The following is a 14,117-nucleotide window of genomic DNA, read 5'->3' as shown; positions in this document are numbered from 1 at the left end:
GCGGCCCTCACCTGTCTAGTTCGAGGTAAGGGTTATACCAGTCACCTCTGCGGGTTCAACTTGCGGCCGCAGCCCCAGGAGCGGTGCGACGCGGCCGATCATCTCCGCCGCGACCGGCGTGGCAGTCCAGCCCGCAGTGCGGCGTTCCTCTCCATGGGCGATGATCGAGGGCTCATCGAGCGTCACGATCAGCACGTATTTCGGGTCATGCGCCGGGAATATAGAGGCAAAAGTGGCTATCACCTTGTCCTCGTAGTAGCCGCCGCGGGGTCTCGGCTTATCGGCAGTCCCTGTCTTGCCGCCGACCTGATAGCCCGGAACCTCGGCAAAGCTGGCTGTGCCGCTGGTTACCACCTTACGCAACATTCTGCGCGCGGCCTCGGCCGAGGCCTCGCTCAGCACCCGCTCGCCGGCCTGCGGGCCGTTCTGTTTCAGAATCGTCGGGCGTACGTAACGGCCGCCATTGGCAATCGCGGCATAGCCCGCCGCCAGGTGCATCGGCGTGGTCGAGATGCCATGGCCGTAGGAGATCGTCATCGCCGACAGCTCGGACCAGTTCGCGGGCAGCAGCGGCTTGCCGCCCTGCGCCTCGGTGATTTCGAACGGTGTCGGCTCCAGCATGCCCAGCGTTTCGAGGAAGGCTTTCTGCCGCTCCACTCCGATCTGCTGCGCCAGCCGTGCGGTGCCGATGTTGGAGGATTTGACGATGATCTTGGTCACCGACATTTCGTTGCCGTAGTTGCGGAAATCACGGATCGCAAAGCGGCCCCAGCGCAGCGGGCCGCGGGTGTCGATGATGGTGTCCTCTTCCACCAGGCCGAGGTCCATGGCCTGCGCGGTGGTGAAGATCTTGAAAGTAGAGCCCAGCTCGTAGACGCCCTGCACCGCGCGGTTGAACAGCGGGCTGACCGAAGGGTCAAAGCCCGAGGCCGGCGGACGCGGGCGGTTGTTGGGGTCGAAATCCGGTAGCGACACCACTGAGATCACTTCCCCTGTGTGCACATCCATGAGGATCGAAGTGGCGCCCTTGGCGTTCATCAGCTTCATACCGCCATGCAGCACCTGCTCCGCCGCAGCCTGCACCGAAACGTCAAGCGACAGTTGCAGCGGCTGGCCCGCATTGGCCGGGTCGCGCAGGTAGTCGTCGAACTGCCGCTCCACCCCGGCAACGCCGATCACCTCGGCGGCGCTCACGCCTTCCTTGCCGAAACCGGCGCCGCCCAGCACATGCGCGGCCAGGCTGCCGTTGGGATAAAGCCGCATTTCGCGCGGGCCGAACATCAGGCCAGGATCGCCGATATCATGCACTGCCTGCTTCTGCTCTGGGCTGATCTTCTTCTTTACCCACAGAAACTTGCGCTTGCCGGTGAAGTCTTTGACCAGGCGCTCGCGGTCAAGGTCGGGGAAGATCTCCACCAGTTTATCCGCCGCCCCCACCGGGTCGATCATCTGCGGCGGCTGGGCGTAGAGCGAGTGGGTCTCGAAGTTTGTCGCCAGCAGCGTGCCGTTGCGGTCGACGATATCGGCGCGCTGCATGGCGATGATGCTGCCCGGGGCGCGGGCCACCGGCTCGGCCGGCTCGGAGACTGCCATGATCCCCATCCGCCCGGCGATCGCGCCGAAGGCACAGAGGAAGAACAGCCCCAGCATCAAGAGCCGCCCCTCGGCCCGCTGACGCGCACGGGCCTGCATCTCCTGATGGCGCAGGCTGATGTTTTCCTTTTCGATCGCATCCGGGTTTGCGCCGGTTGCGCGGGCGTGAAGGACGCGGGCGAGCGGGCGCAGCGGGGTGCGGATCATGGCAGCTGGCTCCCAGCGCTGAGGGCTGCATTGGCAGAGGAAACCTCGATGCCCCCATCAATTTCCAACTCTGGCGGTTCGGGATAGGTCACCTCGTCCACGCGCCCGAATTGGTCCGGGCGCAGCGGCAGCAGGCCCAGCCGGTCGAAGTTGATCTCGGCAAGGTCGCGCAGCCGCGCCGGGCGGTTGAGGTACGCCCATTCGGCGCGCAGAACGCTCAGCCGCACCTGCGCGGCGCCGATCTGGCGCTGCAGCGCGCGGGTTTCCTTCAGCACCTGCTGGGTGGCGTAGTTCTCACGGTAGGCCCAGAACGCGAGGCCAAAAACGGCGAGCGCGGTGGCAGCATAGAGCAAGGTCTTCATTTCCGGGCCTCTTTCAACTGCGGCATGCCCAGTTCCTTGGCGGTGATCGGGCCGGGCTCGGCATTGGTGCGGCGGCCGACGCGCAGCCGGGCGGAGCGCGCGCGCGGGTTTTCGGCCAACTCGTCCTCATCCGGCCCCACCGCCTTGCGGGTCACCAGCTCAAACTGGGCGGGGACCTCTTGCTGTTCCGGCGCATAGCGGTTGGCGCGGCCGGTTTTGCCTGCGCGGTGCTGGAAGAAGCGCTTGACCATCCGGTCCTCGACCGAGTGGAATGTGACCACGGCAAGGAGCCCGCCGGGCTTCAGCGCGCGTTCGGCCGCCAGGAGCCCTTCGAACAGCTCGTCATATTCGGCGTTCACCGCAATGCGCAGGCCCTGGAAGCTGCGGGTCGCCGGGTGCGACTGGCCGGGCTTGGGGCGCGGCAGGCAGCTTTCGATGATGCCCGCAAGGCGCAGGGTGGTGGTGATCGGTTCGATCTCGCGTTCGCGGACGATGGCCTTGGCGATGCGGCGGCTCGCGCGTTCCTCGCCGTAGTGAAACAGGATGTCGGCGATCTGGGCTTCGGTGAGTTCGGCAATCAGGTCCGCTGCTGAAGGCCCGGACTGTGACATGCGCATGTCCAGCGGCCCGTCTTTCATGAAAGAGAAGCCGCGTTCTGCCAGATCCAGCTGCATGGAGGAGACACCGAGATCCAGCACCACGCCATCGAGGTCCTGCGCATACTCGTCCAAGCGCGAGAACACGCCCTGCTGCAGAACCAGCCGCTCGCCATACTCCCCGGCCCAGGGCTTGGCGAGTTCAAAGGCAAGCGGGTCGCGGTCGACGCCGATCACCTGTTCAGCGCCGGCTTCCAGAAGGCCGCGGGTGTAGCCGCCGGCGCCGAAGGTGCCATCGAGCCAGCGGCCCGACACCGGCGCCACCGCCGCCAGAAGCGGCCTCAGCAGAACGGGGATGTGGGGACCGGAAGGAGCAGAGGGGCGGTCCGTCATGATCTATGCGCCTCCGGCGCCGTCTAGAAATTCAAGGGGGTCGAAGTCTTCCGGAAGCTCTTCCATCAGCTTCTCCGCTTCGGCCATCTCGACCTCTTCGTAGGTCTCGGGCTTCCAGATCTGGAAGGTGTCGCCGGAGGCGATGAAGAAGGCCTCGCCCTCAAGACCGATCTTCTGCCGCAGTTTCGCGGGCAGGACAAGGCGGCCGGTTTCATCGACGGTGGTCGGCAAAGATTGGCCGTTGAACATGCGTTCGAGGATCTTGCGGCCCTTGGAGCCACGTGGCAGCGCCGCGATCTTGGCGTCGACCTCCTCGATCGCCTCCATCGTATAGCACTCCAGGAACTGGCGGCGGTGGTCACCGTAGACGATCACCAGCTCGGGGTTGCCGCCAGGGTCGCAATTGGGGTCAGAAGCCTCCAGCACACGGCGGAAAGAGGCCGGGATAGACACCCGCCCCTTGCTGTCCACCTTGTGGTGGCTCTCGCCTCTGAACCTGCGGCCCAAGCTTTCTGCCCCTTTCCCGCGCCCCGCGCGCCTTAACATTCCCCAGAATAAAAAGCGGCGGGTTGATCTGCTGCCACCGATCAACCCGCCGCCTTGACCCGCCGTGCGGGATGTCCGACTGCGCGCGCCACCTGGGGGGATGTCTGCTCGCCCGCGCGCCGGATCTCTTCTTGTCTGATGAAAGCGAAGGCCTGTATGAAACCTGCTTTGTTGTTTTTGGCTGGGGTCTTTTGTGCGCCCCGTCCCTCGTCTCATCCGATGAATAAGGGATACTATGGGAATTGATGGCCCCGCAACTGTTTTTTGCACAGAATCGGTAAGCCGGTGTCAGGATCGCACAGATTCTGCAAGAGATTCGGGGCAAATTCTGCAACAATTTGGCCAGTGTTGACGCGCATTTAAGCTGCGACACAACATATAGATGCCGATTGCCTCCCGATTTTTTTTCCCATAGTTTCCCGCGATTCCAACTTCCGTCTCCCGGAACAGGGAAATGTTCGGCAAATGTTCCGAAATCCGTACTGCGAAGAGCGTAAATTTGCCTAAACCGTCGGATCTTCGGATGATTCGCATGCGCCGGCGGCGGGAAGCCGCGCAGATGGGCCACGATTTCCCATGCCGCCCATAAATTCCCAATTGCCCCGCGGTTTCCCGCCAGTGCCATGAATTCCCGCCCGCCCGGAGCCTTTCGCGCGAAGACGCGGAGGAAGATCGGAATTCCCTCCCGGAATTGGAGACGACCGAAGACCGCCGCGCGCCGCTGCGCGCCCCGCCGGAACCTCCATTTCAGCAGGGGATTTACCGCGGCACAGCCTCACCGAAAGCCAAAGGCCCGCCAAAAAGCGGGCCCTTCCAACCTGAGAAGAAGGCGGCAGATCAGGCCATGCCGCCCTTGATAAGCCCGGCAGCGATGCGGGCATAGGCCTCCGCCATTGCTCCTTCGCCCGCCGCCACCGGCGTGCCGCCGTCGCCCGCCAGCCGGGTCTCGAGGTCGATGGGCAGCGCGCCCAGGAGCGGCAGCCCCAATACCTCCGCTTCGGCCGCCACGCCGCCATGGCCGAAGATGTGATGTTCGCCGCCGCAGTCCGGGCAAGTAAAGAAGGACATGTTCTCGATCAGCCCCAGTACCGGCGTGTCCAGCGTCTTGAACATGTCCATCGCCTTGCGGGCATCCAAAAGCGCCACGTCCTGCGGCGTCGAGACCACGATGGCTCCCGACACTTCGGCGCGGGTGCAGAGGGTCAGCTGCACATCACCGGTGCCGGGGGGCAGATCGACGATCAGCACATCAAGCTCGCCCCAATTCACCTGGCCCAGCATCTGCTGCAACGCGCCCATCAGCATAGGCCCCCGCCAGACCACGGCCTTGCCCTCTTCCAGCATGAAACCGATCGACATCAGCGTCACGCCATGGGCGTGGAGCGGCTCAATGGTTTTGCCGTCGGGACTGGCGGGCCGGCCTTTGGCGCCCATCATCCGGGGCTGGCTCGGCCCGTAGATATCGGCATCCAGGAGTCCGACCTTGCGGCCCTGCCTCGCGAGAGCCACCGCGAGGTTGGAGGCGACGGTGGATTTCCCCACCCCGCCCTTTCCCGATGCCACCGCCAGGATGCGCTGCACGCCTGCGGGCTTCATTGGCCCGGCCTGCGGCTTGGCATGGCCGCCAATCTTCAGGCTTGGCGCCTTCGGCTGAGGTGTATGGGCGGTGAGCGCGGCACTTACTCCGGTTACGCCCGGCAGCGCCAGCACCGCTGCTTCCGCCGCCTTGCGCAGGGGCTCCATCAGCTTGGCAACCTCGGGGTTCGGCGCTTCGATCACGAAGCTGACTCTCCCGTCCTCGATCCTGAGCGCCCGCAGCATATCGCGCGACACGAGCGTACCGCCATCGGGCAGTGCCAGCCGCTCCAGCGCAGCGTGTATATCTTCCTGAGTGACCGGCATTTGCGCCCTCCTGCTTTGCTTGCGCCATATATATGCGCGTGGCGGCCCGCGCGAAAGCGCAGTACGGACCGGCCCGCGCCGATGCAATAAAGGATTCGCTCACCACGAAGCAGCCGCAACCGGCCGAGAAATGACCGCCCGCCAGCTGGCGCGGGCCGGCGCCTCAGGGGGCCGCAGCCGCGCCAGCCGCCCCGCTCCTGCCGCAATACCCGGCAGCCGCGTTCAAGCCGCCCAAATTTGCCGCAGCTTTCCAATGGCATACGTAGGGTCACCCATGCAAATGCTGCATAGCAGCAATGACGAGGCACGGGATTGTCCCGCCCCGGGATTTCCTTAAATTGGTGTTCAAGAAACGGCGCCACGGCGCAGCAACGGAACAGACTGACTGAGGATAGACCGATGGCAGCGACACAACAGATCAGCTTGGCGAAACCCGCAGCACCCTTCGGCTGGCTGCAGGCGCTGATGGTCAAGGTGAACCGCTACCGGCTCTACAGCCAGACCGTCAGCGAGCTCTCCGCCCTGAGCGGCCGTGAGCTTTCTGACCTCGGCCTGAGCCGGTCGGATATTAAACGTGTGGCCTACCAGGCCGCCTACGAGCACAACTAATAGAGATCAGGTCCTCACTCCTCCTCCCTTGAGGGCCTGCACTACGCGGTGGCATCCTCCTCCTCCCTGATGCCACCGCACCCTATACCGGCGTAAAGCCGGGCACGAATGCATCGGGATCTCCTCCTCCCTGATCTCCGGTGCTAGACAGAACGGCGGTGCCCCCTCCTCCTCCCTGGGCGCCGCCGTTTCTTGTTTTTCACCCTCTCCCCACGCAGTGACATACCGGCCCACGGCCGCTTGCAGCCCGCGCGCGGGTGCCGTCTTGTGCTATTTTATTAGGAAGAGGTGGCGCGTGGGCAGCGTGCTGCCCGCCGCCCAAGCGCCCGGATCGGATCGCTGCGCGATCCGATCCTTCAAGATGCCAGACTGTGGCTCAGAACGGGACGTCGTCGCCTGCGGTGACAAAGCGGGCAACGACCTTTTTCACACCCGCCTTTTCGAAATCCACTTCCAGCTTGTCGCCTTCGATGCCAGTGATGGCCCCATAGCCGAACTTCTGGTGGAACACCCGCTCACCCAGGGTGAAGCTGGAAGTCGCGGTGAGGTCGATCACCTGATGCTTGCTTTCCTTCGGCTGGCTCAAGCCCCGCTGGCCCGCGCGCGCCTGCATCCGCTTCCAGCCCGGCGAGTTGTAGCCGTCAGCCGCGGCCATGCGTTCCTCGATACGGGATTTCACTTCCCCGCCGCCTATCGCTGCGCCGGGGGCTGCGGCGCCGTAGCCGCCGCCGTAAAGCCCGGGCGGCGTCAGTACCTCCACGTGTTCCTCCGGCAGCTCGTCGATGAAGCGGGAGGGCAGCTGCGACTGCCACTGCCCGAACACCCGCCGGTTGCCAGCGAAGGAAATGGTGCAGATCTGCTCGGCCCGCGTGATGCCGACATAGGCCAGCCTGCGCTCCTCTTCCAAACCCTTGAGACCGCTTTCATCCATCGAACGCTGCGAGGGAAACAGCCCGTCCTCCCAGCCCGGCAGGAAGACGGCGGGAAACTCGAGCCCCTTGGCGGCGTGCAGAGTCATGATCGAGACCTTCTGATCGGCGTCCTGCTGGTCGTTGTCCATCACCAGGCTGACGTGTTCGAGGAATCCCTGCAGGTTCTCGAAGGCCTCCAGCGCCTTCACCAGTTCCTTGAGGTTTTCCAGCCGGCCGGGCGCCTCGGGCGTCTTGTCGTTCTGCCACATGGCGGTGTAGCCGGACTCGTCGAGGATGATCTCGGCCAGTTCCATATGGGTCATGTCGGCGTCACCGGCCATACGGCCCCAGCGCGCGATGCCCTCGACCAGTTCGCGCAGGGCACCGGCACCCTTGCCCTTGATATGGCCGCCCTCCACCGCGCGGCGCGCGCCTTCCAGGAGCGGCACACCGTGTTCGCGGGCGATGCCCTGAATGGTCTGCTGCGCCTTGTCGCCCAGCCCGCGCTTGGGGGTATTGACGATACGCTCGAACGCCAGGTCGTCGTCGGGCGAGACCACGACGCGGAAATAGGCCATCGCATCGCGGATCTCCATCCGCTCGTAAAAGCGCGGACCGCCGATCACCCGGTACGGCAGCCCGATGGTGAGGAAGCGGTCCTCAAACGCGCGCATCTGGTGCGAGGCGCGGACAAGAATGGCCATCTGGTCTAGCCCCAGCGGCGCCTGCCCGCGGGTGCCCCGCTGCATTGCCTCGATCTCCTCGCCGATCCAGCGGGCCTCTTCCTCGCCATCCCAATGGCCGATCAGGCGGACTTTCTCGCCATCGCCGGCTTCGGTCCAAAGCTCCTTGCCCAGCCGCCCGGCGTTGCCGCGGATAACGTTGGAAGCGGCGGCGAGTATATGGCCGGTAGAGCGGTAGTTCTGTTCCAGCCGCACCACTTTGGCGCCGGGGAAGTCCTTCTCGAAGCGCAGGATGTTGCCGACCTCGGCGCCGCGCCAGCCGTAGATCGACTGGTCGTCGTCGCCAACGCAGCAGATGTTCTTGTGCGCCCCCGCCAGCAGCCGCAGCCAGAGATACTGAGCGACGTTGGTATCCTGGTACTCATCCACCATGATATAGCGGAACCAGCGCTGGTATTGCTCCAGCACGTCCGGGTTTTCCTGAAAGATGGAGACCATATGCAGAAGCAGGTCGCCGAAATCGACCGCATTCAGTTCCTTCAGCCGGGCCTGGTAGAGGGCATAAAACTCGGGCCCTCGGTTATTGTAGGCGCCGGCATCGGCCGCAGGCACCTTCCCGGGCGTGAGCGCGCGGTTCTTCCAGTCGTCGATGATACCCGCGAGCATCCGCGCGGGCCACCGCTTGTCGTCGATGCCTGCAGCCTGGATCAGCTGCTTCAAGAGGCGGATCTGGTCGTCGGTGTCCAGGATAGTGAAATTCGACTTCAGCCCGGCAAGCTCGGCATGACGGCGCAGCAGCTTCACGCAGATCGAGTGGAAAGTGCCAAGCCATGGCACCCCCTCAATTGCCTGGCCGAGCATGGCCCCGACGCGTTCCTTCATCTCACGCGCCGCCTTGTTGGTGAAGGTCACCGCCAGGATCTCATTCGGGCGGGCGCGGCCGGTGTTCAGCAGATGCACGATCCGCGCGGTCAGCGCCTTGGTCTTGCCGGTGCCCGCACCAGCAAGCATCAGGACAGGCCCGTCGAGGCATTCGACCGCCTCGCGCTGCGCCGGGTTGAGGCTGTCCAGATACGGCATCGGCCGCGCCTGCATGGCACGGGCCGACAATGATGCGCCTTCGAAGGCGTCCATTTCGTCAAAACTGCTCATGGCCGTGATCCTAGCGTGATTCAGCGGCGGCGGAAAGGGGACGTTCACACTCTGTTCACACCCCTTCCGGGCTCTGCCAGAACGGCCGCTGCGGCCGTCTGCGCGGGGCTGGACAATTGCAAGGCAGGCACTGCTAATGCGGGCATGGATTTGCATCAGCGTTACCCCGGCCTTTCCGACCTGAAGACGCGCGCTCAGCAGCGGTTGCCCGCTTTTGTCTGGGACTACCTCGACAGCGGAACCGGGGCGGAGGCGGCGAAGGCCCGCAACCGCAGCGCGCTGGACTTGATCGGGCTGCTGCCCTCGATCCTGCACGGGCCGATGCAGCCGGACCTGTCGGTGGCGCTGATGGGAGAGGCGCTGGCCCTGCCCTTCGGCATTGCGCCCGTGGGCATGTCGGGCCTGATCTGGCCCGATGCCGAGCGGCTGCTGGCGCGCGCGGCGGCGCAGGCCGGTCTGCCCTATTGCCTCTCCACCGTGGCCAGCCGCACGCCGGAGGAGCTGGCACCCGACCTGGGCGCGCATGGCTGGTTCCAGCTCTACCCGCCCAAGGACGAGGCGATCCGCTCCGACCTCCTGGCACGTGCGCGGGAGGCGGGATTCGGAACGCTGGTACTGACGGTGGACGTGCCGGTGGCCTCGCGCCGGGAGCGGCAGACGCGCTCCGGCCTGACCCAGCCGCCGCGGCTTACTCCCCGGCTGCTGGCGCAGGTGGCGCGGCGGCCGGCCTGGGCGCTGGGAATGGCGCGGCAGGGGATGCCGCGGATGCGCACGCTCGAAAAGTACATCAGTGCGCCGCGCGCCAGCCTGCCCTCCACTGAGCACATCGGCTACCTGCTGCGAACATCGCCGGACTGGAACTATGTGGATTGGCTGCGGCGAAACTGGCAGGGGCGCCTGGTGGTGAAGGGGGTGCTGCGCCCGGAGGATGCTCGACGCCTGCAAAGGGCAGGCGCAGATGCAGTTTGGGTCTCCAACCATGGCGGCCGCCAGTTCGACGGCTGCCCCGCCGCGATAGATCTGCTGCCGGAAGTCAGGGAGGCCGTGGATCTGCCGGTGATCTTCGACAGCGGCGTCGAAACCGGGCTGGACATCTTGCGCGCGCTGGCGCTGGGGGCGGATTTTGTGATGCTGGGCCGCGCCTTCCACTACGCGCTGGCAGCGCTCGGCGCCGTTGGCCCCGCCCATCTGGCCGATGTGCTGGCCCGTGATCTGCAAGCCAACATGGGCCAGCTTGGCCTGTCCAGCCTAATGGAAGCGCGCAACCTCAAGGTGAGGCCCTTGGCTTGAAATTCGGGCGCTATTGAGACGCATTTCTCCCATTTGCCCAAGAAACGCGCCGAAATGCCGCAGCGCAGAGCGAAATTTTTCGCTGCAACGCGGCGAAAATGGTTACAAAAACGTGACGCGGCTGTAAGGTTTCCGCAACATTCCTGCGAAGGCGGCCCCTTGCACTGGGGTGCCCTCCTGCGCTGCCGGCCGGAATTCGCAGGGCGAGAAGCAACCAACAGGCCGCTTGAGAGCCCAATCATGCCGGAAATACCCAGAACTGCGGATGTACGTCCCGATATGATCCGCCTAACACTGCACAAACTTGCACGGACCCCGAGGGTGACATGACCGACTTCAAGAAAATCCTGATTGCCAATCGTGGCGAGATCGCGATCCGCGTAATGCGCGCCGCCAACGAGATGGGCAAACGCACTGTCGCTGTCTACGCCGAAGAGGACAAACTTGGCCTGCACCGTTTCAAGGCCGATGAAGCCTACCGCATCGGCGAGGGTCTGGGACCGGTAGCGGCCTATCTCTCGATCGACGAGATCATCCGCGTCGCCAAGGAAAGCGGCGCCGATGCGATCCACCCCGGTTACGGCCTGCTGTCGGAGAACCCGGATTTTGTCGATGCCTGCGCCCGCAACGGCATTACCTTCATCGGCCCCAAGGCGGAAACCATGCGCGCGCTTGGCGACAAGGCCAGCGCCCGGCGAGTGGCGATCGAAGCCGGGGTGCCGGTGATCCCCGCGACCGAGGTGCTGGGCGACGACATGAACGCGATCCGCAAGGAAGCGGCAGAGGTCGGTTATCCGCTGATGCTGAAGGCCAGCTGGGGCGGCGGCGGCCGCGGCATGCGGCCGATCTATTCCGAGAAGGAGCTGGAAGAAAAGGTGCTGGAAGGCCGCCGCGAGGCGGAGGCCGCCTTCGGAAACGGCGAAGGGTATCTTGAAAAGATGATCACCCGCGCCCGCCACGTCGAGGTGCAGATCCTCGGCGACAAGCACGGCGAGATCTACCACCTGTGGGAGCGCGACTGCTCGGTGCAGCGCCGCAACCAGAAAGTCGTCGAGCGCGCGCCCGCGCCCTACCTCACCGATGCGCAGCGCGAGGAGCTCTGCGATCTGGGCCGCAGGATCTGCGCCCATGTGAACTATGAGTGCGCAGGCACCGTCGAGTTCCTGATGGATATGGAAAGCGGCAACTTCTATTTCATCGAGGTGAACCCGCGGGTGCAAGTGGAGCATACCGTCACCGAGGAGGTGACCGGCATCGACATCGTCCAGGCGCAGATCCTGATCGCCGAAGGCAAGTCCCTGGCCGAGGCCACCGGCAAGAACAGCCAGGACGACATCCGCCTCAACGGACACGCGCTGCAGACCCGTGTGACCACCGAGGACCCGCTCAACAATTTCATTCCCGATTACGGCCGTATCACCGCCTACCGTTCGGCGACCGGCATGGGCATCCGGCTCGATGGCGGCACAGCTTACGCGGGCGGGGTGATCACCCGCTACTACGACTCGCTGCTGACCAAGGTCACCGCCTGGGCGCCGACACCCGAGAAGGCGATTGCCCGCATGGACCGCGCCCTGCGCGAGTTCCGGGTGCGGGGTGTGTCCACCAACATCGCCTTTGTCGAGAACCTGCTGAAGCACCCGACCTTCCTGTCGAATGAATACACCACCAAGTTCATCGACGAGACGCCGGAGCTGTTCCAGTTCAAGAAGCGCCGCGACCGCGGCACCAAGGTGCTGACCTATATCGCCGACATCACGGTGAACGGCCATCCGGAGACCGAGGGCCGCGCAGCACCCTCCCCGGACCTGAAAGAGCCGCGCGCGCCCAAGGTGGAGCCGGGCAACACGCCTTACGGCACCCGCAACCTGCTGGAGCAGAAGGGCGCCCAGGCGGTTGCCGACTGGATGAAGGCGCAGCGCCAGCTGCTGATCACCGACACCACCATGCGCGACGGCCACCAGTCGCTGCTGGCAACGCGCATGCGCAGCCACGACATGATCAAGGTGGCCCCGGCTTATGCGCAGAACCTCAGCCAGCTGTTCTCGGTCGAGTGCTGGGGCGGCGCCACCTTCGACGTGGCCTACCGCTTCCTGCAGGAATGCCCCTGGCAGCGCCTGCGCGACCTGCGCGAGCGGATGCCGAACCTGATGACCCAGATGCTGCTGCGCGGCTCCAACGGGGTGGGCTACACCAACTATCCTGACAACGTGGTGCAGTTCTTCGTGAAGGAAGCCGCCAAGGGCATCGACGTCTTCCGCGTGTTCGACAGCCTGAACTGGGTGGAGAACATGCGCGTCGCGATGGATGCGGTGATTGAGAGCGGCAAGATCTGCGAAGGCACCATCTGCTACACCGGCGACATCAACGACCCGGCGCGCGCCAAGTACGACGTGAAATACTACGTCGGCATGGCCAAGGAACTGGAAGCCGCAGGCGCGCATGTGCTGGGGCTGAAGGATATGGCGGGCCTCCTGAAGCCCGTCGCCGCGCGCCAGCTGATCAAGGCGCTGAAGGAAGAGGTCGGCCTGCCGATCCACTTCCACACCCATGACACCGCAGGCGTGGCCGTCGCCACCATCCTTGCCGCCGCGGAGGCGGGCGTCGATGCGGTTGACTGCGCCATGGATGCCTTCTCCGGCAATACCTCGCAGGCGACGCTCGGCACCGTGGTGGAGGCGCTGCGCCACACCGACCGCGACACCGGGCTCGACATTGCCGCGGTGCGCGAGATCTCGGACTACTGGGATCACGTGCGGGGCCATTACGCGGCCTTCGAATCCGGCATGCAGGCGCCTTCGTCCGAAGTGTACCTGCACGAGATGCCCGGCGGCCAGTTCACCAACCTCAAGGCGCAGGCGCGCTCGCTGGGGCTGGAGGACCGCTGGAGCGAGGTGGCGCACACCTATGCCGACGTGAACCAGATGTTCGGCGATATCGTGAAGGTGACGCCATCGTCCAAGGTGGTGGGCGACATGGCGCTGATGATGGTGAGCCAGGGGCTGACCCGGGCCCAGGTGGAGGATCCGAAGACCGACGTCTCCTTCCCTGACTCGGTGGTGGACATGATGCGCGGCAACCTCGGCCAGCCGCCGGGCGGTTTCCCGGAAGGGATCGTCAAGAAGGTGCTGAAAGGCGAGACCCCGAACCTGGAGCGCCCCGGCGCCCATCTGCAGCCAGTGGACCTGGAGAAGACCCGCAAAGAGCTGTCCAAGGAGCTTGATGGCTACAAGGTCGATGACGAGGATCTGAACGGCTACCTGATGTATCCCAAGGTTTTCCTCGATTACATGGGCCGCCACCGCCAGTACGGGCCGGTGCGCACCCTGCCCACGCGGACCTTCTTCTACGGCATGGAGCCGGGCGAGGAGATCACCGCCGAGATCGACCCAGGCAAGACGCTGGAAATTCGCCTGCAGGCGATCGGCGACACCGACGAGAAGGGTGAGGTGAAAGTCTTCTTCGAACTCAACGGCCAGCCGCGGGTGATCCGGGTGCCCAACCGGCTGGTCAAGGCCTCGGCCGAGGTGCGCCCGAAGGCGGATTCCGGCAACCCGAACCACGTGGGTGCCCCGATGCCGGGGGTTGTGGCCACGGTGGCGGTGCAGCCGGGCAAGACGGTGAAGGAAGGCGATCTGCTGCTGACCATCGAGGCAATGAAGATGGAGACCGGCATCCACGCCGAACGCGACGCTGTGGTCACCGCCGTGCACGTGCATCCCGGGGCCCAGATTGACGCGAAAGACCTGCTGGTCGAGCTTGAATAAAGCCCCGGTCGGTCAACCGCCCTGAGAGAGGCGCCGTGTCCAAGGGCACGGCGCCTTTTCTACGCGGGCAAAGAACTGCCGCTGGAAGGAACCGGACCTTGCGTGG

General features: G+C 65.0%; 9 protein-coding genes. 3 read left to right on the top strand and 6 right to left on the bottom strand.

All coding sequences use genetic code 11. From position 1 onward, the window contains the following. Nucleotides 1-15 precede the first annotated feature (15 nt). The 5 genes from ACOHWE_RS11100 to ACOHWE_RS11080 all read right to left on the bottom strand — a co-directional run bounded on the left by ACOHWE_RS11100 (nt 16) and on the right by ACOHWE_RS11080 (nt 5,599). Complete coding sequence (locus tag ACOHWE_RS11100; RefSeq protein WP_420666361.1) at nt 16-1,800, bottom strand: peptidoglycan D,D-transpeptidase FtsI family protein; 1,785 nt, start codon at nt 1,798-1,800, stop codon at nt 16-18. Continuing rightward, complete coding sequence (gene ftsL / locus ACOHWE_RS11095) at nt 1,797-2,162, bottom strand: cell division protein FtsL (RefSeq protein ID WP_420666360.1); 366 nt, start codon at nt 2,160-2,162, stop codon at nt 1,797-1,799. The genes ACOHWE_RS11100 and ftsL overlap by 4 nt, the downstream gene beginning before the upstream one ends. Next, on the bottom strand, nt 2,159-3,151 hold the full coding sequence (rsmH, locus tag ACOHWE_RS11090) for a 16S rRNA (cytosine(1402)-N(4))-methyltransferase RsmH (protein WP_420666359.1): 993 nt from the start codon (nt 3,149-3,151) through the stop codon (nt 2,159-2,161). The genes ftsL and rsmH overlap by 4 nt, the downstream gene beginning before the upstream one ends. A 3-nt stretch (nt 3,152-3,154) precedes the next feature. After that, entirely contained in the window at nt 3,155-3,658 is a 504-nt protein-coding gene (mraZ, locus tag ACOHWE_RS11085) for a division/cell wall cluster transcriptional repressor MraZ (RefSeq protein WP_083792689.1), read from the bottom strand. A gap of 876 nt (nt 3,659-4,534) precedes the next feature. Beyond that, a complete protein-coding gene (locus tag ACOHWE_RS11080; RefSeq protein ID WP_420666357.1) occupies nt 4,535-5,599 on the bottom strand; it encodes an Mrp/NBP35 family ATP-binding protein in 1,065 nt (354 codons plus the stop codon). 399 nt (nt 5,600-5,998) lie between these two features. On the opposite strand from ACOHWE_RS11080, the gene ACOHWE_RS11075 reads away from it, so the two are divergent. Beyond that, a complete protein-coding gene (locus tag ACOHWE_RS11075) occupies nt 5,999-6,208 on the top strand; it encodes a DUF1127 domain-containing protein (protein WP_420666355.1) in 210 nt (69 codons plus the stop codon). A 376-nt stretch (nt 6,209-6,584) separates the two neighbouring features. Here ACOHWE_RS11075 and ACOHWE_RS11070 read toward each other — a convergent pair whose 3' ends face one another. Then, nucleotides 6,585-8,954 carry an ATP-dependent helicase gene (locus ACOHWE_RS11070; protein WP_420666354.1) on the bottom strand — a complete coding sequence of 790 codons (2,370 nt, stop codon included), beginning with the start codon at nt 8,952-8,954 and terminating at the stop codon, nt 6,585-6,587. A 144-nt stretch (nt 8,955-9,098) separates the two neighbouring features. Here ACOHWE_RS11070 and ACOHWE_RS11065 point away from each other — a divergent pair, with 144 nt between their 5' ends. Together ACOHWE_RS11065 and ACOHWE_RS11060 are read left to right on the top strand one after the other, a co-directional pair. After that, entirely contained in the window at nt 9,099-10,244 is a 1,146-nt protein-coding gene (locus ACOHWE_RS11065) for an alpha-hydroxy acid oxidase (protein ID WP_420666353.1), read from the top strand. Between the two features lie 326 nt (nt 10,245-10,570). Beyond that, nucleotides 10,571-14,011, top strand: coding sequence for a pyruvate carboxylase (locus ACOHWE_RS11060; protein ID WP_420666351.1), 3,441 nt, complete (start codon nt 10,571-10,573; stop codon nt 14,009-14,011). Nucleotides 14,012-14,117: the final 106 nt, after the last annotated feature.

It is taken from the genome of Cribrihabitans neustonicus, from assembly GCF_048820895.1.
Taxonomy (GTDB): Bacteria; Pseudomonadota; Alphaproteobacteria; order Rhodobacterales; family Rhodobacteraceae; genus Cribrihabitans_A; species Cribrihabitans_A neustonicus.
The sequence above is the reverse complement of the archived record's forward strand: the minus strand, read 5'-3'. Positions and strand labels throughout refer to the sequence as shown.

Bases quoted from the DNA above. Each gene is read 5' to 3' on its own strand.
- ACOHWE_RS11075 (WP_420666355.1), top strand. From the start codon at position 5,999: ATGGCAGCGACACAACAGATCAGCTTGGCGAAACCCGCAGCACCCTTC.
- ACOHWE_RS11070 (WP_420666354.1), bottom strand. From the start codon at position 8,954: ATGAGCAGTTTTGACGAAATGGACGCCTTCGAAGGCGCATCATTGTCG.
- ACOHWE_RS11060 (WP_420666351.1), top strand. From the start codon at position 10,571: ATGACCGACTTCAAGAAAATCCTGATTGCCAATCGTGGCGAGATCGCG.
- ACOHWE_RS11100 (WP_420666361.1), bottom strand. From the start codon at position 1,800: ATGATCCGCACCCCGCTGCGCCCGCTCGCCCGCGTCCTTCACGCCCGC.
- rsmH (WP_420666359.1), bottom strand. From the start codon at position 3,151: ATGACGGACCGCCCCTCTGCTCCTTCCGGTCCCCACATCCCCGTTCTG.
- ACOHWE_RS11080 (WP_420666357.1), bottom strand. From the start codon at position 5,599: ATGCCGGTCACTCAGGAAGATATACACGCTGCGCTGGAGCGGCTGGCA.
- ACOHWE_RS11065 (WP_420666353.1), top strand. From the start codon at position 9,099: ATGGATTTGCATCAGCGTTACCCCGGCCTTTCCGACCTGAAGACGCGC.
- ftsL (WP_420666360.1), bottom strand. From the start codon at position 2,162: ATGAAGACCTTGCTCTATGCTGCCACCGCGCTCGCCGTTTTTGGCCTC.